The sequence below is a fragment of the Variovorax raffinosi genome (assembly GCF_051216615.1).
Lineage (GTDB): Bacteria > Pseudomonadota > Gammaproteobacteria > Burkholderiales > Burkholderiaceae_C > Variovorax.
On record NZ_JBPJZR010000004.1, the window covers coordinates 45760 to 63845 of the forward strand.

Below are 18086 nucleotides of genomic sequence, written 5' to 3' on the forward strand. Positions count from 1 at the left end.
AGCAGGGATCGATATGCCAACCGTCACAGTTTCATCCAAATTCCAGGTGGTCATTCCGCAAGCCATCCGCGAGCAGATGGCCATTGAGCCGGGCGCGCGATTCAGCGTCGTGCGACATGGCAAAGCCATCGAGTTGATCCCCGTCCCGACGCTGGAGGAGTTGCAAGCCGAGTTGCGCGGCATTCCGACGGACATCGTGGACGATCCCGAACGCTTCTGATGGCGCGCACTTCCGTCAAGGCTCCAGTCGGGCCTCTGGTTCTGGATTCGTCCTGCTGGCTCGAAGTCTTCGGCGCCACGGATCGCGCCAAGCTCTACCAGGCCGCAGCAGCCGACCCCAGCCTGCTTGTCGTTCCGGTCGTGACCTTGTACGAGGTCTACAAAACCCTGCGTCGCATTCGCGATGCCTCCATCGCATCGCGCGCCGCAGCCTACATGCAGCAGGGCGACGTGGTGGAGCTTGACGCCGCCTTGTGTCTGGGGGCTGCGGACAACGGCCTGCCTTTTGCCGACAGCCTGATCTATGCCACTGCGCAAATGCGCAGCGCCACGCTCTGGACCCAGGACGCGCACTTCGACGGACTGCCCGGCGTCAAATACTTCTCCAAACCCTGATGCTGAACTTCGACCTCCTCAAGACCGACCCCGACAGCCACGCGCGCCGCGGCACGCTCACGCTCAACCACGGCAAGGTGCAGACGCCGATCTTCATGCCCGTGGGCACCTACGGCACCGTCAAGGGCGTGATGCCGCGCAGCCTCGAAGAGATGGGCGCGCAGATCATCCTGGGCAACACCTTCCACCTGTGGATGCGCCCGGGTCTCGATGTGATGCAGAGCTTCGGCGGGCTGCACCAATTCGAGAAATGGGACAAGCCCATCCTGACCGACTCGGGCGGCTTCCAGGTGTGGTCGCTGGGCGCGATGCGCAAGATCAGCGAAGAGGGCGTGAAGTTCGCGTCGCCCGTCAACGGCGACAAGCTGTTCCTCACGCCCGAGGTGTCGATGCAGATCCAGACGGTGCTCAACAGCGACATCGTGATGCAGTTCGACGAGTGCACGCCCTACGACACCAACGGCCACATCACGACCGAGGCCGAGGCACGCACTTCGATGGAGCTGAGCCTGCGCTGGGCCAAGCGCTGCCAGAGCGAATTCGCGCGGCTCGAAAACCCGAACGCGCTGTTCGGCATCGTGCAGGGCGGCATGTTCGAGAACCTGCGCGAAGAATCGCTGGCCGCGCTGGTCGACATGGACTTCCCCGGCTACGCCATCGGCGGCGTGAGCGTGGGCGAGCCGAAGGAAGAGATGCTGCACATCATGGGCCACACGCCGCACCGGCTGCCGGCGAACAAGCCGCGCTACCTGATGGGCGTGGGCACGCCCGAAGACCTGGTGCAGGGCGTGGCCGACGGCGTGGACATGTTCGACTGCGTGATGCCCACGCGCAATGCGCGCAACGGCACGATGTTCACGCGCTTCGGCGATCTGAAGATGCGCAACGCGCGCCACAAGACCGACCCGCAGCCGGTGGACCCGAGCTGCACCTGCCACGCCTGCGCGGGCACCTCGGGCGTGTCGTGGAACGACGGCGGGCGCGAAGGCTTCAGCCGCGCCTACCTGCACCACCTGGACCGCTGCGGCGAAATGCTCGGGCCGATGCTGTGCACCATCCACAACCTGCACTACTACCTGAACCTGATGACCGAGATCCGCGCGTCGCTGGACGCGGGCACATTCACGGAATTCCGGGCGCGCTTCAAGGCCGAGCGCGCGCGCGGGGTCTAGGGTTTTGCGGCCGCCCCCGGCGGCTTGATCGGCAGCGGAGACGCATAGGGTTCGAGGCGCAACAGCTCGTTCTTGAAGATCACGACCTGCTTGAGCGGCGCCTGCACCAGCGCCCCGCCCGCGTCGTGCTGCGATGCGTACTGCCAGAGCGTGAGCTGCCCCTTGTCGGCCAGCATCGCGGCCAGGCGCTGCACGGGCGGCGTCGTGCCTGCGCCGAGCTGGGCCGCCTCGATGCCCACGACGATGTCGTCGCGCGGCGAAACCATCTTGAAGAGCAACACGGGCGCCGATGCCTGCGCGCGGGCCCTCCGCGCCAGGAAGGCGGCGGGGAGAAGCACAAGGCCGAAAGCGGCGCGGCGGCGAAGGGGGTCCATGACGGCAAGCGTAGCCATGCCGGGCCCGCCTGCCCACAGGCCGGAAGCCATACGCCGGTCGGACGCCCCGTTCACGCTGGAAGCGGATATCCGGTACGCTCGTCGCCTGTCTTTTCGCTGTTGTCTTCATCCTCATGACCAACGCCTCCGCACCCTCGATCTACACCGCCCGCTATCCCTCTCTGGCGGGTCGCACCGTCTTCGTTTCGGGCGGGGCCAGCGGCATCGGCGAGGCGCTGGTCCGGGCCTTCCATGCGCAGGGCGCGAAGGTCGGCTTCTGCGATCTCGACACCGCCGCGGGCGATGCGCTCGCGGCCCAGTTGCAGGGCGAGCATCCAGCGCTGTTCCTGGCCTGCGACGTGACTGACACAAAAGCGCTTGCCGCCACCATCGCCGCGGTGCGCGCGCGCTTCGGCCCCATCGCCGTGCTGCTGAACAACGCGGCCAACGATCGGCGCCATGAAATGGCCGACGTGACCAGCGAAGACTTCGACCGCCTCGTGGCCGTCAACTTCAAGCACCAGTTCTTTGCGGCGCAGGCCGTGGCCGACGACATGCGCGCGCTGGGCGGCGGCTCGATCATCAACCTCGGCTCGATCAGCTGGATGATCAAGGGCCGGGGCTACCCGGTCTACCAGGCCTGCAAGGCGGCCGCGCGCGGCCTCACGCGTTCGCTGGCACGCGACCTGGGCAAGCAGAACATTCGCGTCAATTCGGTGGTGCCGGGCTGGGTGATGACCGAGCGGCAGATCAAGCTGTGGGTCAAGCCCGAATCGGGCGCAGAGATCGATGCGGCCCAATGCCTGCCGGGCCGGGTGATGGCCGAGGACATCGCGGCGATGGCGCTGTTCCTGGCCGCCGACGATTCGCGCATGTGCACCGCGCAGGACTACGTGGTGGACGCGGGCTGGACCTGAGCCCTCGCACTTTTCTCCGCACAGCAAAAAGCCCGGCATGCCGGGCTTTCTGCTTTGTGCGAACCGAAGAGATCAGTCGCGCAGTTCGGCGGGCAGCGTGCCGCCATTGGCGGCGATGCGGGTCATCACCTGCTTGTGCAGGCCGATGTTCCATTCGGCCGAACCCGGCTCGCCGTCGCTGAAGAGAATTTCGCCGGCCAGTTCCTTGCGCGCGGCGAGGCTGCTGTCCAGGCCCAGCAACTTGAGCAGGTCGACGATCGACGTGCGCCAGTTCAGGCCGGCGGCACCAGGCATCGCGTCCAGGATGGCGGGCACGTCGCCCAGCGGGATCGAGGGCGGTGGTGCCACAGCGGCCGGTGCGCCCGATGCGTCCGGTGCAGCCGCCGGCGGTGCGGCGACGACTTCAGCGGCGTTGGCCGACGGAAAAATCTTGGAAAAAATCTTGCCGAAAAAGCTCATGGGGAGGTCCTCGTCGTGCGTGGTAGAAGCCGGGCGCCGCATGAAAGTGAACGCCGGCTGCGTGCGAAATGCAGCGCAGGCCAAGGTTCTAACACTTTGCGGCGACAGCTTCGCCAAAGATGGCCGCGCAGCGTGCGAAAAACCCCGCTTGCGGTAGAGAGATTCGGTGCCTCGGCGCCCCTCAGGCCGGCGCCGTGGCGCCACCGGGCTCCGCCGCATGCGCCGAGGTGCCGCAGGCATGGCAGAACTTCGAGAACGCGCTCTTGCGTGTCTCGCACTGGCCGCAGTGGTCGAACAGGCCGATGCCGCAGTGCGGGCAGAAGTCGATTTCGTCGTTCTTCAGGTCCACCGGCCGCTCGCAGCCGGGGCACACGCTCTTGCCGAGCCGCGCCAGCGCGATGTCGTAGCTCAGTTCCTCGCGCCGCACCTGGTCGGGCTGCTGCTCGGCCAGCTTCTGGCGCGCCAGGTAAGCGTTGAGCGCGACGATGGCGTAGCGCCCCACCAGCACCGTGAGCACGATGCCCACCACGTAGCGCACATAGCCGCCGTAGCTCGGCAGGTAGGGCACCAGCTCGACGAAGAAGGCGAACAGCGCGAAGAAGATGAAGCCCCACACGAAGGGCCAGTAGGTGCTCTTGCGCTTCTTCGCGAACAGCCAGCCCGCCACCACCAGCAACGGCAGCGTGAGCGCCAGGCGATAGAGGAACACGCGCAATTCCACGCGGCGGTATTCGGCAAGGAGCTTGACCTGCGCGTCACGCTCCAGCACCGACAGCGATTCGCGCGCGCGTTGCTCCGCCTGGCGCGCGTCCAGCACGATCTGGCGTTGCGCATTGACCTGGCGCTGCGCCTCGTCTTCCTTCTGCTTGAACGCATCGAGCGCCTTGGTGCGCGCGATCAGTTCCGTGTCCTGGTCGGGCTGCGCGGTGGCGCGGCGGGTGGCGATCCAGTTGCCGAAGGTCTCGCGCGCGTTGGCACTGGCCTGCTGCGCGGCATTGAGCTTCAACTGGATCTGGTCGAGGTCGCGCGCGGCCTGCAGTTCTGTCGCTTCAGAGGCCTTGATCGTGTCGCGCAGCGGCTCTGCCCGCGGTTTGTCGATGAAGTCGTCCAGCTGGCGGGCGCGCTCGACCTGCGGCAGGTCGCTCACGACCGTGCTGCCCAGCCCGATGAGAAAGCTCGCGAACACCAGCGCCACCAGCCAGAGGCCGCGGCGAAACCATTTTTCGGAAAGACGCAGGGACTTGCTCATTTGATTTCTTTCTTGTTCTTCATTGCAGCTTGAGCTGCACCGGCGCCGCGCCGAGCCCCGCGCGCGGCAGCCACGCGAACACCGAATCGACCGTCACCGTCTCGATGCGGTCCGAAAAGCGCTTGTCGTTCGGATGGTCGTCGAAGGCGATGTTGGCCGAGGTCACGCGGCCGCCCAAGCGGGTCAGCGGGCCGAGCTTGAGCGTGGTCGGCTCGTAGCCCTTGAACTGCATCCAGGCCTGCGCCTGTGCGCGGTTGCCGATGGTGGCGGGCTCCATGGCCGCGGCCAGGGTTTCGACGGCCCACTGGTTCGACTGCTGGTACTTCTGGCCCCAGGCGTAGCTCACGAGGCTGTAGGGCGCGACGTTCATGCGGGTGAGGCGCGCGGGCGATTCGGCGAGCGCGGCCATCAGTTGCGCCTGCACCTGCGGCGTGGGCACGACCCAGGCGGTTTCGTAGCGCCACAGGTCGTCGAGGAAGAACTCGCCCAGCCCCTGGCGATAGACCGAGGCCACCGCCGTGCCGCATTCGTTGAGCTTGTGCACCACGCGCCACGGGCCTTCGTCGGTCTTGTAGGCGATGCCCAGGTGCGAATAGCGCAGGCCGTACTTGCTCAGGTCCTGCCCGACGCGCGCCAGGATCACCACGCGGGCACCGCTGGCATCGAGCGCCTGCGAGGTGCGCTCGGCCAGCTCCATGCCCTTGACGATCAGCGCGGGCGTCGGCTTGACCTGCTCGCACGAGCGGCCAGCCTGCGCCTGCAGCGGCAAGGCCAGCGCGAGCGCCAGCAGCGCGGGAACGACGACGGCGAGTTTCACGACAGCCTCTCGTTGTGAAGCAGCGCGCGGCCGACGGCGTTGGGCACGAAGGCCAGCACCTCGCCGGCGGCCGACAGCACGACACCGGTGCCGATCACGCTGACCAGCACGCTGGTGCCCACGGCCTTGGACACGCCATCGGCGGCGCGGCCGGCCACCTTGATGCTGGCGCGGGCGCCGTCGGAGGCGCGTTCGAGCACGTACACCGTGCCATCGGCCGAGGCTTCGACCGCCATCACCGTGAGCGTCGAGCCGCCCACCGACAGCGCGGCAGGCACCGCGACCACGGCGGTGGCCGAAGCCCCGACCGCCGAGGCGCCGACGAGCACGGAAGCCACGGGCATCAGCGACAGCGCGGTGGAGGCATCGCTCTGCGCCCGGGCCTGCAGGGGAAGCGTGGCGCCCGCGAAGACGGTGCAGGCGGCGAGCAGGACCGTGGCCATCGACTTGCGGAATTTCCAGGCCCGCGAATCGCGATGAATGGAAACGGTCGAGGAGGAGAAGGTTTGCATGAAGGCCTCGCGGCGCAGTGAAGGTGGGCGAATGATGGTTCGCTTCCGCATCGCGAGGCTCGAATGCTTCGACCAGTCCTGACTTAGGGCGCCATGGGTATCTGAATTCGATACTTCTCGGTGCGAGCCGCACCGGGAAGAGGGGCGCGCGTCAGGCGCCGAGCAGGCCGCTCACGCGCTGGCGCAGCGACTCGGGCTGCACCTCGGCCGGCGGCACGGGATGGCCGACGTTCAGGCCCACGCGGCTGAAGAAGCCACGGCGGAAGGGCTTGGCCATCGCGACCTGTTCGCCGCCGCGCAGCTCGATGCGGCTGAAGTACGAGCCCCAGAGGTTGGTCAGCGCCATCGGGATCACCGGCGGCTCGATGCCCTCGGCGCGGGCGCTCTCCACGATCTTCATCACGCCGCCCTTGAAGGGCTGCAGCGCGCCGTCGCGGGTGATCGAGCCTTCGGGGAAGATCGCGAGCAGGTCACCCTCGCGCAGCACGCCGAGCGCCTTGGCAAAGGCCGCTTCGTAGGCCGCCGGGTCTTCCTTCTGCGGCGCGATCGGGATCGCCTTGGCCAGCTTGAACAGCCAGCCCAGCACCGGCACCTTGAAGATGCGGTGGTCCATGATGAAGCGGATGGGGCGCGGGCTGGCCGCCATCAGCAGCACCGCGTCGATGAAGCTCACGTGGTTGCACACCAGCACGGCGGCGCCTTCGGTCGGGATGTGCGTCTCGCCCTTGATGTCGAAGCGGTAGACGAAGCGCGACAGCACCCAGGCCACGAAGCGCAGCATGTACTCGGGCACCAGCATGAAGATGTAGAACGCCACCACCGCGTTGGCGATGCCGGTGAACAAGAAGATCTGCGGAATGGTGAAGCCCGCGCCGAGCAGCGCACCCGCCAGGATCGAGCTGCCGATCATGAACAGCGCATTGAGGATGTTGTTCGCCGCGATGATGCGCGCGCGGTGCGTGGGCTGGCTGCGCAACTGGATCAGCGCGTACATGGGCACGCTGTACAGGCCCGCGAACAGCGACAGCAGCGCCAGGTCGGCCATCACGCGCCAGTGGGCGCCCTGGTGCACGAAGGTGCCGATGCCCATCTCGGCCACCTTCGGCAGGCCGCGCGAGGCAAAGTACAGGTCGATGGCGAACACGCTCATGCCGATGGCGCCCAGCGGCACCAGGCCGATCTCGACCTGCCGGCGGCTCAGCGTCTCGCACAGCAGCGAGCCGACGCCGATGCCGATCGAGAACACCACCAGCAGCAGCGAGGCCACCTGCTCGTCGCCGTGCAGCACTTCCTTGGCGAAGCTGGGGAACTGGCTCAGGAACACCGCGCCGAAGAACCACATCCACGAGATGCCCAGCAGCGAGCGGAACACCACGATGTTCTCGTGCGCCAGCTTCAGGTTGCGCCAGGTTTCGCTGAAGGGGTTCCAGTTGATGACCAGGTGCGGGTCGGTGGCCGGCGCCGGCGGAATCGCCTGCGCCACGCCGCGCCCCACCAGCGCCAGCAGCACGCAGGCCACCGCCACGCTCATGTGACCGACCTGCGGCACCGCCACCAGCAGGCCGCCCGCCACCTGCCCCAGCAGGATGGCGACGAAGGTGCCCATCTCGACCATGCCGTTGCCGCCCGTCAGCTCGCGCGCATCGAGCACCTGCGGCAGGTAGGCGAACTTGACCGGTCCGAACAGCGTGGAATGCAGCCCCATGAGGAACACGCAGCCCAGCAGGATCACCGCGTCGGCCCGCACGAAGCCCCAGGCCGCGAGCAGCATGATGATGATCTCGAGGTTCTTGACGAAGCGGATCATCTTCGTCTTGTCGAACTTGTCGGTGAGCTGGCCCGAGGTGGCCGAGAACAGCAAGAACGGCAGGATGAACAGCGCACCAATCGCCAGGCCCGCCATGGCCGGCGGCATCCAGCTCAACTGGAGCTGGTAGGTCACCATGACGGTGAAGGCGAACTTGAAGAGGTTGTCGTTCGCCGCGCCCGAGAACTGGGTCCAGAAGAAAGGCGCGAAGCGCCGCTGCTTGAGGAGGGCGAACTGGTTGGCGTGGGCGTTCGCTTCGTGGACCACGGGGGTGGTTGCGGCAGCAGCGGGGGTTGTCATTCGAAGAATTCTCCTCAGGCCGCCATCGCGGCTGCGCCCGGATTGTGCCGCAGCGCGGCCTGCCAGCGCATCTCCAGCTTGTGCAGCGCCCACAGGACCGGCAGGCCCGCCAAGGCGGCCGTCAGGTGCTTGAGGGTGTGGCCCGAAATCGTGTGCTGCGTGAAGGCGTATATCTGGTGGTCGGCCAGCTCGAAGACCTTGGCCAGCACATAGAAGCCGATCACCCAGCCCAGCTTCAGGCCCACCCCGCCGCGCATCGGCGTGGACAGCGCCAGCGTGACCACCAGCGCCATGCCGCCGAACTGCACCAGCGCCCAGGGCAGGACGTTGCCGGTTTCCTGGAACACCTCGGCCGCCAGCAGGCCGGCCGTCAGCACGAACCAGGCGACGGGCCAGCCGGCGCGCTGGCTGACGCGCTCGCACACCGCCACGCCCATCAGCCCCGCGAAGGCCACCGCCATGCCGGCGCGGTCGGCCGCGAGCCGGGGTGCGTCGGGCACGAGGTGATAGAAGGCCGAGCCGGCGGCGGTGGCGATCAGCCCCGCGAAGAACAGCCAGGCGCAGTCGAGCGTGTTGTCCGGCGGGTCGCTGGCGGGCGGCGCCAGCGGGAACACCGACAGCGCCTGCTGGTGCGAACGGTCGATGCGGTTCAGCCGGTACAGGCCCCAGAAGCCGATCAGCACGAAGGGCAGGTTGCTCAGCACGTCCATGGCGTTGGGCAGGCCGTGCCAGGCGCGGTCGTCGGCGAACACCGAGGCGATGGCGACATCGGCCGCCGGCAGGGCGGGGCCGAAGAAGGCGATGAGCGTGAGCAGTGCGAAGGTGAAAAGCAGCCCGCGTTCGCGGCGGCTGAGGGAGGGCAAGAGCATGGCGGTCCTCGGTGGTGGGTGACGAGCGGCGGAATTTAGTGGCCGGCTGCCCCACAGGCATCGGAAATCGATACGAGGTACCAATTCACTCCTTTCGGTATCCGCTTTCGATACTTCCCGCCGCCCGTGTACGCTCGAACCATGAGCACCACCGTCGACCTCGTACTCGCCCTCAAGAACGAACTCAAAAGCGCCCGCATGACCTACGCCGATCTGGCCCGGTCGCTCGACATGGCCGAATCCAGCGTCAAGCGGATGCTGGCCAAGAGCGACATGCCGCTGTCGCGCGTCGATGCCATCTGCCGCGCGCTGAAGATCGATTTCGCCGAACTGGCCCGCCGCGTGGCCGACGCCCAGCCGCTGCTGAAGGAACTGACGCACGAGCAGGAAAAGGCCGTGGTCAAGGACAAGAAGCTGCTGCTGGTGGCGATCAGCGTGTTGAGCCAGTGGACGCTGGAGCAGATCGTGGCGGCCTACCGGATCAGCGAAGCCGAGTGCATCGGCTGCCTGGCGCAACTGGACCGCATCGGCATCATCGAGCTGCGGCCGCTCAACCGGTATCGCCTGAAGCTGGCCAAGACCTTTCGCTGGCGTCCGCACGGGCCGGTGATGGAGTTCTTTCGCGAGAACGTGGTGCTGGACTACTACCGTGGCGGCTTCGACGGCCCTGCCGAAGGGCTGCTGCTGGTGCACGGCTCGATCAGCCGTTCGCTGGCGCCGGCCTTCCTGGAGCGGTTGCAGCGCGTGGCGCAAGACTTTGCGCAGCAGCACCAGACGGACCAGAAGCTGTCCCCCAAGGACCGCGAGGGCTACACGCTGCTGCTGGGGATGCGGAACTGGGAGTTCGAGGCGTTCACCCGCCTGCGACGGGCCTGAGGCCTGTTCGCGATCTGGGGATGTTCGGGTTCATTCAGGGCGAGTGCGAATGACACCAGGTGCTCCCCTCCGCGAATGTCCCCCGCTTCGCTCCTCCTTTATTTCGCTGCGGGGAGCACCTGGCGTCATTCGCACAGGACACGCTGCTGGTGCATCGCTGATCAACGACCGCGCCGAATAACGCTCACGCTGGCGGTGTGAGCGCCGCCCTGAAAGGGCTCAGGCCTTGGCGGCTTCGAGCGCGTCGCGCGTGGTGCGTGCGGCGTTCTTCGCCGCATCGGCGAAGTCTTCGCCGGACGACGCGTAGCAGATGGCCCGCGACGAGTTCACGATGATCGGCGCATCGGCGCGCCAACCCGCGCGCACCGTGGCCACCGCATCGCCGCCCTGGGCGCCGACGCCCGGGATCAGCAGCGGCACCGTCGGCGCGAGCGCGCGCACGCGTTCGATCTCGGCCGGGTAGGTCGCGCCCACCACCAGCCCGAGCTGGCCGTTGAGGTTCCATGGCCCCTGCGCCAGCTTGGCAACGTGCTCGTAGAGGAAAGGCTGGCCGTCGATGTCCGCCAGCCGCTGGCCCTGCAGGTCGGCGCCGCCGGGGTTGCTGGTGCGGCACAGCAGAAAGGCGCCCTTGCCTTCGTGCTTGAGGTACGGCGCCACCGAATCGAAGCCCATGAAGGGCGACAGCGTCACCGCGTCGGCGCCGTAGCGCTCGAAGGCTTCGAGGGCGTACTGCTCGGCGGTGGAGCCGATGTCGCCGCGCTTGGCGTCGAGGATCACGGGCACATGCGGCGCGTTGCGGCGCATGTGCTCCATGAGCTGTTCGAGCTGGGTTTCGGCGCGGTGGGCCGCGAAATAGGCGATCTGGGGCTTGAAGGCGATGACCAGGTCGGCCGTCGCGTCGACGATGCGCGCGCAGAAGTCATAGATGCGGCTGGCGTCGTCCCTGTATCCCCCGGGGAACTTGGCGGGCTCCGGATCGAGCCCCACGCAGAGCAACGAGCTGTTTTTTTGCTGTGCAGCGGCCAGCTTGTCGAGGAAAGTCATGGGCCGTGATTTTAGGCGGCCGCTCCCGGACCTCAACCGGGGGTTGGCGTGTGCTGCTCGGCCGCGAGGCAAAGGTCGGCCCACGCACGGGCCTTGTCGGCGGGGTTGCGCAGCAGATAGGCCGGGTGATACGTCGCCACCACCGCCGCGCCTGCGGCCGACGCCAGCGGCACGACGCGCCCGCGCAGCTTGCCGAGCGGGTCGCCACTTTGCATGAGGCTCTGGGCGGCCAGCGGGCCCATCGCCAGCACGACGCGGGGGGCGAGCACCGCCGCGTGTTCGTCGAAAGCCTCGGCCATGGGGCGCGGGCTGCCGGGCTGGCCGGCGGCCACGCCGCGATGGGTGCGCACCAGATGCACCGGCGTCTTGCCGTCGTGCAGCTTGAGGGCGCGCAGCATGTTGTCGAGCAGCTTGCCGGCATCGCCCGCGAAGGGCTCGCCGTGGCGGCCGTCGGCTTCGGGCGGCATGTCGGCGACGACCAGCCAGCCGCCTTCCACTGATGCCAAGGGATCGACCGTGTCGCCGTACAGGCGGCGCGGGGTTTCGATGAGGACTGCGGCGCCATTCGTCGCGGGGGCGGCGGCAGGTGCGGGGCGGGCGACCGGGGCGGGCGCAGTGGCGGGCCGTGCGGCGACTGGCGCGGGGGCCGGAGCCGGAGCTGGCGCTTCGGCAACGAATCGCTCGCTCACAGGCGCCTGCTCTTCGACAGCCGCTACCGCTTCAATGGCAACAGGGGCCTCTTCGACCACCTCGGGCATCGGCCACCAGACCTTCACGCCCATTTCGTCGAGCATCGCGCGCTGGCGGGCGTCGAGTTTCAGTGTCTGCACGGCGCTCATCGCAAGGCTCCCCAGGCGGTGCCTGTTTCATTCAATCTAAGGCTCATAACGACCGCGTCTTCGCGCTTGCCTTCATGCGCCGGGTAGTAGCCCTTGCGCACGCCGACGCTGCGAAAGCCCTGGCGCACGTAGATGTCGAGCGCACGCTGGTTGCTCTGGCGCACTTCGAGCCAGAGCCACTGCGCGTCCTCGCCGCGCGACCAGCCGGTCAGCGCTTCGAGCATGAGCGGCGCCCAGCCCTGGCGCTGGAAGGCCGGCGCCACGGTGATGTTGAGCAGGTGCACCTCGTCCACGCCCTTCATGGCGACGAAATAGCCGATGAGCGTTTCACCCAGGCTGGTGACCGGCGTGTCCAGGCCAGGGCTGGACACCGGCGCCAGCAGGCACTGGCAGTGGTAGCCGACGGCCATGGAATCGGTGAAGTTGGCGCGCGTCCACGGGTGGCTGTAGGCCGTCAGCTCGACCGCGCAGACAGCGTCGATCCGCTCGATGGTGAGCGGTTCGAGGCGGGCTTCGACGGGCTGGAGGACGGCGCTCATGCGTGGGTGGGTGGTACCAGGGCTGCTGCTGCGGTGGCGGCGGCCGCCTTGATGGCCGCGCGCTCTTCGGTGGTTTGCGCCACTTTATCGCGAACGTACAGCGGCCAGGCCTGCGCGGCGGGCACGGTGCGGCCGGCCGCGAGCAGCGCGGGCGCCAGCCGCAGCATGGCGGTGGCGGTCGGCAGCACCTCGTGGCGGGCCGTGGCCGGCGCCAGGCGCGGGCCGTAGGCGACGAAGGCGTTGCCGGCCAGCGCCCAGCCGGCGGGCACGTCGAGCGCCTCGGGCGACAGCAGCAGGGGCTCGTCGTCGCCGCCCAGCGGGCCGGCGGCGTCGAAGTCGTAGCGGGCGGCGTAGAGCTGGTCCATGCGGGCGTCGAGCACCGCCACCACCTGGCGCGCGCCGAAGGCATGGCGGGCCTCTTCGGCCACGGCGAGCAGGGTGTCGACCGGCAGCAGCGGCACGTTGGCGCCGAAGGCCAGCCCCTGCGCCACCGAGCAGGCGGTGCGCAGGCCGGTGAACGAGCCGGGGCCACGGCCGAAGACGATGGCGTCGAGGTCGGCCAGTGCGAGCCCGGCATCGGCCATCAATTGCTGGATCAGCGGGAGCAGGGTGATCGAGGCCTGCGCGCCGCCGGCGCCGCTGTGGGCCAGCAGCCGGTCGCCGTGGCGCACGGCCACCGACAGGTGCTCGGTGCTGGTATCGAAAGCCAGCAGCTTCAGGGTTTCAGACATGGACGTGACGCCCCAGGACCGCACCGATGCCGGGTGTGCGGGGAAAGAAGCGGGACGCGATGGGCATCCCCCGATTATCGAGGGCGCCCGCGGGCCCGTCCCCAGGTCGGGCAATCGGTCAGCTGGCGTGATCGCTGCGCAGGATCGTCAGCCCTGCCTTGCGCAGCGGCGCCAGCGCCTTGGCCGGCGCCTCAGGCGAGACCAGCAGCGTGGTCGCCGCCGTCACCGGGTTGACCACCCAGGCCGAGGCCACGCCGAGCTTTTCGGACGACGCCAGCACGACGGTTTCGGCCGCCGAGGCCATCAGCGCGCGCTTGATCTCGGCTTCTTCGAGGTCGCCCGTGGTCAGCCCGGCTTCGGCGTGCACGCCCGTGACGCCCATGAAGTAGGTGTCGGCATGGATGCGCGCAATGGCGGCCATGGCCGCGGCGCCCACCGCCACCACCGAGTGCTTGAACAGCCGCCCGCCGATCAGCACCACCTCGAGCTGCGTGTGCGCGGCCAGCTCGACCGCCACCGACGGGCTGTGCGTGACCACCGTGGCCTGCAGGGTGCGCGGCAGGTGGCGGGCCATCTGCACGGCGGTGGTGCCGCCATCGATGAACACCACCTGCCCCGGCTTCACCAGGCGCGCGGCGGCACGGCCTATGAGCACCTTCTCGTCCGACGCGAGCTGCTGGCGGCTGGCGAAGTCGGCACCGGCCGGTGCCAGCGGCAGCGCACCGCCGTGCACGCGCTGGAGCAGGCCTTCGGCCGCCATCTCGCGCAGGTCGCGGCGGATGGTGTCTTCGGACAGGCCGAGCGCTTCGCTGAGCGACTTCGCGACGACGTTGCCGTCGCGCTGCAGGGCCGAGAGGATGTGTTGCTTGCGCTGGCTGGTGAGCATGGCCCGATGGTATTGGCCTCTTTCTTTATTTGCACGAATTTTCTTGATGATGCACGAATTTGCACATATGCTCGCCGCCCATGACCCTTCAAGACCGCGTCCGGGTGCACGAAGTCACCCTCCTTTCCGACAACTGGTTCGTGCTCAAGACCACCCGGCTGGACTGGCTGCGCAACGACGGCCAGTGGCAGCCCATGCACCGCGAGACCTACGACCGTGGCAATGGCGCCACGCTGCTGCCCTACAACCTCGCGCAGCGCACGGTGCTGCTGGTGCGGCAGTTCCGCTACCCGGTGTTCGTCAACGGGCATGACGACCTGCTGATCGAAGCCGCGGCCGGCCTGCTCGACAACGCGGCGCCCGAGGAGCGCATCCGCGCCGAGGTCGAGGAAGAGCTGGGCTACCGGCTCGGCACGGTCACGAAGATCTTCGAGAGCTTCATGAGCCCGGGCTCGGTGACCGAGAAGCTGCACTTCTTCGTCGCGCCCTACGAGCCCTCGATGCGCATCGGCAACGGCGGCGGCCTGGCGGAAGAGGGCGAGGACATCGAGGTGCTCGAGCTGCCCATCGACGAGGCGCTGGCCATGGTGGCCGACGGCCGCATCGTCGACGCCAAGACGGTGATGCTGCTGTACCACGCGAAGCTGCATGTTTTCCCGCCGGGATAATGGCCGGATGCGTTTTGCCACCCGCCTGATTCCTTCCTCCCTTTTCTTCCTCTCGCTCGCCACGCTGGCTTCGGCCAGCGCCTTCGCCCAGCAGGCGTTGCCGACCCAGGTCGAAGCGGCTCTTGCGCGCGCCAAGGTCTCGCGCGAAACGGTGACGATGCTGGTGGCCGAGGCCGACGGCACGCGCCAGCCGCGCCTGGCCTGGCGCACGCAGGTGCCGGTGAACCCGGCATCGATCATGAAGCTGGTCACCACCTACGCCGCGCTCGACATGCTGGGCGCGGCCTACAACTGGACCACGCCGGTCTACGTCGACGGCACCATCAGCAACGGCGTGCTCAACGGCAACCTCTACATCAAGGGCCAGGGCGATCCGAAGCTGGTGCTGGAGCGCGTGTGGCTGCTGCTGCGCCACGTGCAGGGGCTGGGCATCACCACCGTGGGCGGCGACATCATCATCGACCGCAGCGCCTTCGAGAACACGGTCGAGAGCGACCCCGGCGCCTTCGACGGCGAGCCGCTGCGGCCGTACAACGCCTCGCCCGACGCGCTGCTGGTCAACTTCAAGTCGGTCAACATGACCTTCGTGCCCGACCGCGGCGGCCAGATCGCGCGCGTGAGCTACGAGCCGCCGCTGGCCAGCGTCGCCATGCCGGCCACCGTGGCGCTCACACCCGGCGAATGCGGCGACTGGCGCACCGCGCTCAAGACAGACTTCAGCGACGTCAACCGCATCCGCTTCAACGGCAGTTTTCCGGCCGCCTGCGGCGAGAAGAGCTGGGCGGTGGCGTATGGCGACCCGCGCACCTACAGCCTGCGCGCCATCGGCGGCATGTGGGCCGAGATGGGCGGGCGCGTGGGCGGGCAGATGCGCGAAGGGCGCGTGCCGGCGGGGCTGAAGCCGGCCTTCGAGTTCGAGTCGCCGCCGCTGGCCGAGGTGGTCCGTGACATCAACAAGTACAGCAACAACGTGATGGCGCAGCAGTTGTTCCTCACGATCGGGCTGACGCAGAAGAACCGCGGCACCTTCGAGGCCTCGCGCACCGCGCTGGGCCAGTGGTGGCGCGAGCGCATCGGCACGGGCGAGGCGCAGCCGGTGTTCGAGAACGGCTCGGGCCTGTCGCGCGACGAACGCATCAGCGCGGCCGCGCTCGGCAAGATGCTGCAGGTGGCATGGCGCTCGCCGGTGATGCCGGAGCTGATGTCCTCGCTGCCGGCCATGGGCGTGGACGGCACGCTCAAGAAGCGCACGCTGCGCTCGGGCGGCTCGGCCCACCTGAAGACCGGCACCCTGCGCGACGCCTCCGGCGTGGCCGGCTACGTGGATGGCAAGAGCGGCCGGCGCTATGTGCTGGTGGCGATCGCCAATGGCGAGAACGCGGTGGCGGCGCGAGCGGCTTTCGATGCGCTGGTCGACTGGGCTTCGCAGGACAACTGACCTGACGGCCGGCGGATTGGCGGCCGCACCGGCCCGGCATGTACTGAAATCTTCTGACGGTAGACGCGCGCTTGCGCGCGGCCATGGCGCTGCACAAAATCGGACGCTCGTTCTATTTAGTGCAAAACCAACGCAGGAGACATGCCTTGAAAAAGCCACAACAACAACAGCAACAACATCCATCCACCCCACTGCGCAAGCCGGCGGCATTGGCGGCCCTTGCGGGCGCCACGCTGTTGCTGCTTGCGGCCTGCGGCGGCGGTGGTGACGGCGGAGGTGGCTTCGGTTTCGGTTTTCCGCCGGCTGCCGGCGACACCGGCCGCGGCTCGGTCGTGACCAATCCGCCCGCACAGTCGGCCAGCATGTCGTCCGACCAGTTCAAGGCCAGCCTGCAGTCCAGCGACCAGGGCAAGGCGCTGCTGCAGGTGGCGGGCACGCCCAAGTGCGGCATCGACATGCGTTATCTCGAATACCGCACCATCGGCGCGAAGAACGAGGCCACCAACGCCACCGCCGCGATCATGGTGCCCACCGGCACCGACGTGGCCTGCAGCGGCGCGCGGCCGGTGGTGCTCTACGCCCACGGCACCACCGCGGCGAAGAACTACAACCTCGCCAAGTGGACCGACACCACCCAGCCAGCCGCCGGCGAGGGCCTGCTGATCGCTGCCATGTTCGCGGCGCAGGGCTTCATCGTGGTGGCGCCCAACTACGCGGGCTACGACAAGTCGACGTTGCCCTATCACCCGTACCTGGACGGCGACCAGCAGGGCAAGGACATGGTCGATGCGCTGACGGCCGCGCGCAAGACCTTCCCGAACATCAACGCCACGGACGCGGGCTCGCTGTTCATCACCGGTTATTCGCAGGGCGGTTATGTCGCGATGGCGGCGCACCGCGAGATGCAGGCCACGGGCAAGCCGGTGACGGCCTCGGCGCCGCTGTCGGCGCCCTCGGCGATCAGCCTGCTGACGGACTACACCTTCCTGGGCTGGCCGGCGCTGGGCAGCACGCTCTTCGTGCCGCTGCTCACGACCAGTTGGCAGCAGCAGTTCGGCAATGTCTACAACACCACCGCCGACGTGTACGAGGACCAGTACGCCCCCGGCATCGACGCCCTGCTGCCGAGCCTGACGCCCGTCAACACGCTGTTCGCGAACGGCAAGCTGCCGCAACTGGCGCTGTTCCCGGCCAATGCGACGCCCGGCCCGGTGAACTCGCAACTGTCGATCTTCTACGGCGCCAACAACCTGATCCGCCAGAGCTACCTGACGCAGGCGGCCGGCGACATCCAGTCGAACGGCTGCACCGGCAACGCGCTGCCCGCCACGGCGGCGTCGCTGGGCTCTGCCACGCCGCTGGACTGCAAGCCGACGGTGGGCTTTCGCAAGGCGGCGCTCGCGAATGACCTGCGCAACTGGGTGCCGACCAAGCCGATGCTGATGTGCGGCGGCGCCAACGACCCGACCGTGAACTTCGTGAGCACCCGCGCCACCACGGGCTACTTCCGCGCCAAGGGCATGCCGGCCGCGTTGCTGAGCGTGGTCGACCTGGAAGACAGCGCTGCGGTCGACGCCTACTCGAACGCACGTGCCGGCTTTGCGCAGGCCAAGAGCCTGCTGTCGCAAAGCACCCCGGGCAGTGTGTCCGACAAGGCACAGGCCGTCACGCTGGCGTACCACGGCACGCTGGCACCGCCGTTCTGCCTGGCGTCGGCACGCGGGTTCTTCCAGGGCGTGCTGGCTGCTGGAGGCTGATCCATCGGGCTGCGCTCCTTGCTTGCTTGGTGCGCAGTCCGTTCGGGGCGGGTGCGAATGACACCAGGAGCTCCCCTCCGCGAATGTCCCCCGCTTCGCTCCTCCTTTATTTCGCTGCGGGGAGCACCTGGTGCCATTCGCACAGGACACGCTGCTGGTGTGCAGCCGATCAGCGACCGCTCTGAGCGCTCACGTCGATACGGGGCTCTTTTTCGCG

At 68.2% G+C, this 18086-nt stretch carries 20 protein-coding genes; 8 read left to right on the forward strand and 12 right to left on the reverse strand.

Annotated features, from left to right (window positions below):
- Nucleotides 1-13 precede the first annotated feature (13 nt).
- From ACSFB7_RS14345 to tgt, 3 genes are read left to right on the forward strand one after another with little or no spacing between them, the layout of a single operon-like run.
- Complete coding sequence (locus tag ACSFB7_RS14345) at nt 14-220, forward strand: AbrB/MazE/SpoVT family DNA-binding domain-containing protein (protein ID WP_286553614.1); 207 nt, start codon at nt 14-16, stop codon at nt 218-220.
- Nucleotides 220-615, forward strand: coding sequence for a type II toxin-antitoxin system VapC family toxin (locus tag ACSFB7_RS14350; protein WP_435471127.1), 396 nt, complete (start codon nt 220-222; stop codon nt 613-615). Before ACSFB7_RS14345 ends, ACSFB7_RS14350 begins: the two co-directional genes overlap by 1 nt.
- The gene (tgt, locus tag ACSFB7_RS14355; protein WP_435471129.1) at nt 615-1787 is read left to right on the forward strand and encodes a tRNA guanosine(34) transglycosylase Tgt; all 1173 of its coding nucleotides are present in this window, start codon (nt 615-617) and stop codon (nt 1785-1787) included. The genes ACSFB7_RS14350 and tgt overlap by 1 nt, the downstream gene beginning before the upstream one ends.
- Here tgt and ACSFB7_RS14360 read toward each other — a convergent pair.
- Complete coding sequence (locus tag ACSFB7_RS14360; RefSeq protein WP_435471131.1) at nt 1784-2179, reverse strand: hypothetical protein; 396 nt, start codon at nt 2177-2179, stop codon at nt 1784-1786. The two genes, tgt and ACSFB7_RS14360, sit on opposite strands and share 4 nt — an antisense overlap.
- A 116-nt stretch (nt 2180-2295) precedes the next feature.
- Between ACSFB7_RS14360 and ACSFB7_RS14365 the strand changes: the two genes are divergently transcribed.
- Nucleotides 2296-3078 carry an SDR family NAD(P)-dependent oxidoreductase gene (locus ACSFB7_RS14365; RefSeq protein ID WP_435471133.1) on the forward strand — a complete coding sequence of 261 codons (783 nt, stop codon included), beginning with the start codon at nt 2296-2298 and terminating at the stop codon, nt 3076-3078.
- A 72-nt stretch (nt 3079-3150) separates the two neighbouring features.
- On the opposite strand, the gene ACSFB7_RS14370 is transcribed toward ACSFB7_RS14365, so the two are convergent.
- From ACSFB7_RS14370 to ACSFB7_RS14395, 6 genes are all read right to left on the reverse strand, one after another.
- Nucleotides 3151-3537 (reverse strand): DUF3597 domain-containing protein, encoded by a 387-nt coding sequence (locus tag ACSFB7_RS14370; protein WP_435471135.1) that lies wholly within the window; start codon nt 3535-3537, stop codon nt 3151-3153.
- Between the two features lie 181 nt (nt 3538-3718).
- Nucleotides 3719-4786, reverse strand: coding sequence for a serine endopeptidase (locus ACSFB7_RS14375; protein ID WP_435471137.1), 1068 nt, complete (start codon nt 4784-4786; stop codon nt 3719-3721).
- A gap of 19 nt (nt 4787-4805) precedes the next feature.
- Nucleotides 4806-5603 carry a DUF2145 domain-containing protein gene (locus tag ACSFB7_RS14380; protein WP_435471139.1) on the reverse strand — a complete coding sequence of 266 codons (798 nt, stop codon included), beginning with the start codon at nt 5601-5603 and terminating at the stop codon, nt 4806-4808.
- Nucleotides 5600-6115, reverse strand: coding sequence for a hypothetical protein (locus ACSFB7_RS14385; protein WP_435471141.1), 516 nt, complete (start codon nt 6113-6115; stop codon nt 5600-5602). The genes ACSFB7_RS14380 and ACSFB7_RS14385 overlap by 4 nt, the downstream gene beginning before the upstream one ends.
- Before the next feature lie 151 nt (nt 6116-6266).
- Nucleotides 6267-8222 (reverse strand): MFS transporter, encoded by a 1956-nt coding sequence (locus ACSFB7_RS14390; RefSeq protein WP_435471143.1) that lies wholly within the window; start codon nt 8220-8222, stop codon nt 6267-6269.
- Nucleotides 8223-8236: 14 nt separating this feature from the next.
- Nucleotides 8237-9091: a hypothetical protein gene (locus ACSFB7_RS14395; protein ID WP_435471145.1), complete on the reverse strand. Its 855-nt coding sequence runs from the start codon at nt 9089-9091 to the stop codon at nt 8237-8239.
- Nucleotides 9092-9232: 141 nt separating this feature from the next.
- Between ACSFB7_RS14395 and ACSFB7_RS14400 the strand changes: the two genes are divergently transcribed.
- Complete coding sequence (locus ACSFB7_RS14400) at nt 9233-9967, forward strand: helix-turn-helix domain-containing protein (protein WP_435471147.1); 735 nt, start codon at nt 9233-9235, stop codon at nt 9965-9967.
- Nucleotides 9968-10186: 219 nt separating this feature from the next.
- On the opposite strand, the gene pyrF is transcribed toward ACSFB7_RS14400, so the two are convergent.
- The 5 genes from pyrF to ACSFB7_RS14425 all read right to left on the reverse strand — a co-directional run bounded on the left by pyrF (nt 10187) and on the right by ACSFB7_RS14425 (nt 14006).
- Nucleotides 10187-11011, reverse strand: a complete 825-nt coding sequence (pyrF, locus tag ACSFB7_RS14405) for an orotidine-5'-phosphate decarboxylase (RefSeq protein WP_435471149.1) — start codon at nt 11009-11011, stop codon at nt 10187-10189.
- A gap of 32 nt (nt 11012-11043) precedes the next feature.
- Complete coding sequence (locus ACSFB7_RS14410; RefSeq protein WP_435471151.1) at nt 11044-11850, reverse strand: uracil-DNA glycosylase family protein; 807 nt, start codon at nt 11848-11850, stop codon at nt 11044-11046.
- A complete protein-coding gene (rimI, locus tag ACSFB7_RS14415; protein WP_435471153.1) occupies nt 11847-12389 on the reverse strand; it encodes a ribosomal protein S18-alanine N-acetyltransferase in 543 nt (180 codons plus the stop codon). The genes ACSFB7_RS14410 and rimI overlap by 4 nt, the downstream gene beginning before the upstream one ends.
- Nucleotides 12386-13120, reverse strand: coding sequence for a tRNA (adenosine(37)-N6)-threonylcarbamoyltransferase complex dimerization subunit type 1 TsaB (tsaB, locus tag ACSFB7_RS14420; protein ID WP_435471155.1), 735 nt, complete (start codon nt 13118-13120; stop codon nt 12386-12388). Before tsaB ends, rimI begins: the two co-directional genes overlap by 4 nt.
- A gap of 118 nt (nt 13121-13238) precedes the next feature.
- Entirely contained in the window at nt 13239-14006 is a 768-nt protein-coding gene (locus ACSFB7_RS14425; RefSeq protein WP_435471157.1) for a DeoR/GlpR family DNA-binding transcription regulator, read from the reverse strand.
- An 80-nt stretch (nt 14007-14086) separates the two neighbouring features.
- Between ACSFB7_RS14425 and ACSFB7_RS14430 the strand changes: the two genes are divergently transcribed.
- The 3 genes from ACSFB7_RS14430 (at nt 14087) to ACSFB7_RS14440 (ending at nt 17869) form a co-directional block, all read left to right on the forward strand.
- On the forward strand, nt 14087-14674 hold the full coding sequence (locus ACSFB7_RS14430; protein ID WP_435471159.1) for an NUDIX hydrolase: 588 nt from the start codon (nt 14087-14089) through the stop codon (nt 14672-14674).
- 7 nt (nt 14675-14681) lie between these two features.
- Nucleotides 14682-16112 carry a D-alanyl-D-alanine carboxypeptidase/D-alanyl-D-alanine endopeptidase gene (gene dacB / locus ACSFB7_RS14435; protein ID WP_435471161.1) on the forward strand — a complete coding sequence of 477 codons (1431 nt, stop codon included), beginning with the start codon at nt 14682-14684 and terminating at the stop codon, nt 16110-16112.
- A 146-nt stretch (nt 16113-16258) separates the two neighbouring features.
- A complete protein-coding gene (locus tag ACSFB7_RS14440; protein WP_435471163.1) occupies nt 16259-17869 on the forward strand; it encodes an alpha/beta hydrolase family protein in 1611 nt (536 codons plus the stop codon).
- The last annotated feature ends 217 nt before the right edge of the window (nt 17870-18086 follow it).

Bases quoted from the DNA above. Each gene is read 5' to 3' on its own strand.
- pyrF (WP_435471149.1), bottom strand. From the start codon at position 11,011: ATGACTTTCCTCGACAAGCTGGCCGCTGCACAGCAAAAAAACAGCTCG.
- ACSFB7_RS14345 (WP_286553614.1), top strand. From the start codon at position 14: ATGCCAACCGTCACAGTTTCATCCAAATTCCAGGTGGTCATTCCGCAA.
- ACSFB7_RS14390 (WP_435471143.1), bottom strand. From the start codon at position 8,222: ATGACAACCCCCGCTGCTGCCGCAACCACCCCCGTGGTCCACGAAGCG.
- dacB (WP_435471161.1), top strand. From the start codon at position 14,682: ATGCGTTTTGCCACCCGCCTGATTCCTTCCTCCCTTTTCTTCCTCTCG.
- ACSFB7_RS14410 (WP_435471151.1), bottom strand. From the start codon at position 11,850: ATGAGCGCCGTGCAGACACTGAAACTCGACGCCCGCCAGCGCGCGATG.
- ACSFB7_RS14370 (WP_435471135.1), bottom strand. From the start codon at position 3,537: ATGAGCTTTTTCGGCAAGATTTTTTCCAAGATTTTTCCGTCGGCCAAC.
- ACSFB7_RS14360 (WP_435471131.1), bottom strand. From the start codon at position 2,179: ATGGCTACGCTTGCCGTCATGGACCCCCTTCGCCGCCGCGCCGCTTTC.
- ACSFB7_RS14425 (WP_435471157.1), bottom strand. From the start codon at position 14,006: ATGCTCACCAGCCAGCGCAAGCAACACATCCTCTCGGCCCTGCAGCGC.
- tgt (WP_435471129.1), top strand. From the start codon at position 615: ATGCTGAACTTCGACCTCCTCAAGACCGACCCCGACAGCCACGCGCGC.
- ACSFB7_RS14375 (WP_435471137.1), bottom strand. From the start codon at position 4,786: ATGAGCAAGTCCCTGCGTCTTTCCGAAAAATGGTTTCGCCGCGGCCTC.
- tsaB (WP_435471155.1), bottom strand. From the start codon at position 13,120: ATGTCTGAAACCCTGAAGCTGCTGGCTTTCGATACCAGCACCGAGCAC.
- ACSFB7_RS14395 (WP_435471145.1), bottom strand. From the start codon at position 9,091: ATGCTCTTGCCCTCCCTCAGCCGCCGCGAACGCGGGCTGCTTTTCACC.
- ACSFB7_RS14365 (WP_435471133.1), top strand. From the start codon at position 2,296: ATGACCAACGCCTCCGCACCCTCGATCTACACCGCCCGCTATCCCTCT.
- ACSFB7_RS14400 (WP_435471147.1), top strand. From the start codon at position 9,233: ATGAGCACCACCGTCGACCTCGTACTCGCCCTCAAGAACGAACTCAAA.
- ACSFB7_RS14385 (WP_435471141.1), bottom strand. From the start codon at position 6,115: ATGCAAACCTTCTCCTCCTCGACCGTTTCCATTCATCGCGATTCGCGG.
- ACSFB7_RS14430 (WP_435471159.1), top strand. From the start codon at position 14,087: ATGACCCTTCAAGACCGCGTCCGGGTGCACGAAGTCACCCTCCTTTCC.
- rimI (WP_435471153.1), bottom strand. From the start codon at position 12,389: ATGAGCGCCGTCCTCCAGCCCGTCGAAGCCCGCCTCGAACCGCTCACC.
- ACSFB7_RS14350 (WP_435471127.1), top strand. From the start codon at position 220: ATGGCGCGCACTTCCGTCAAGGCTCCAGTCGGGCCTCTGGTTCTGGAT.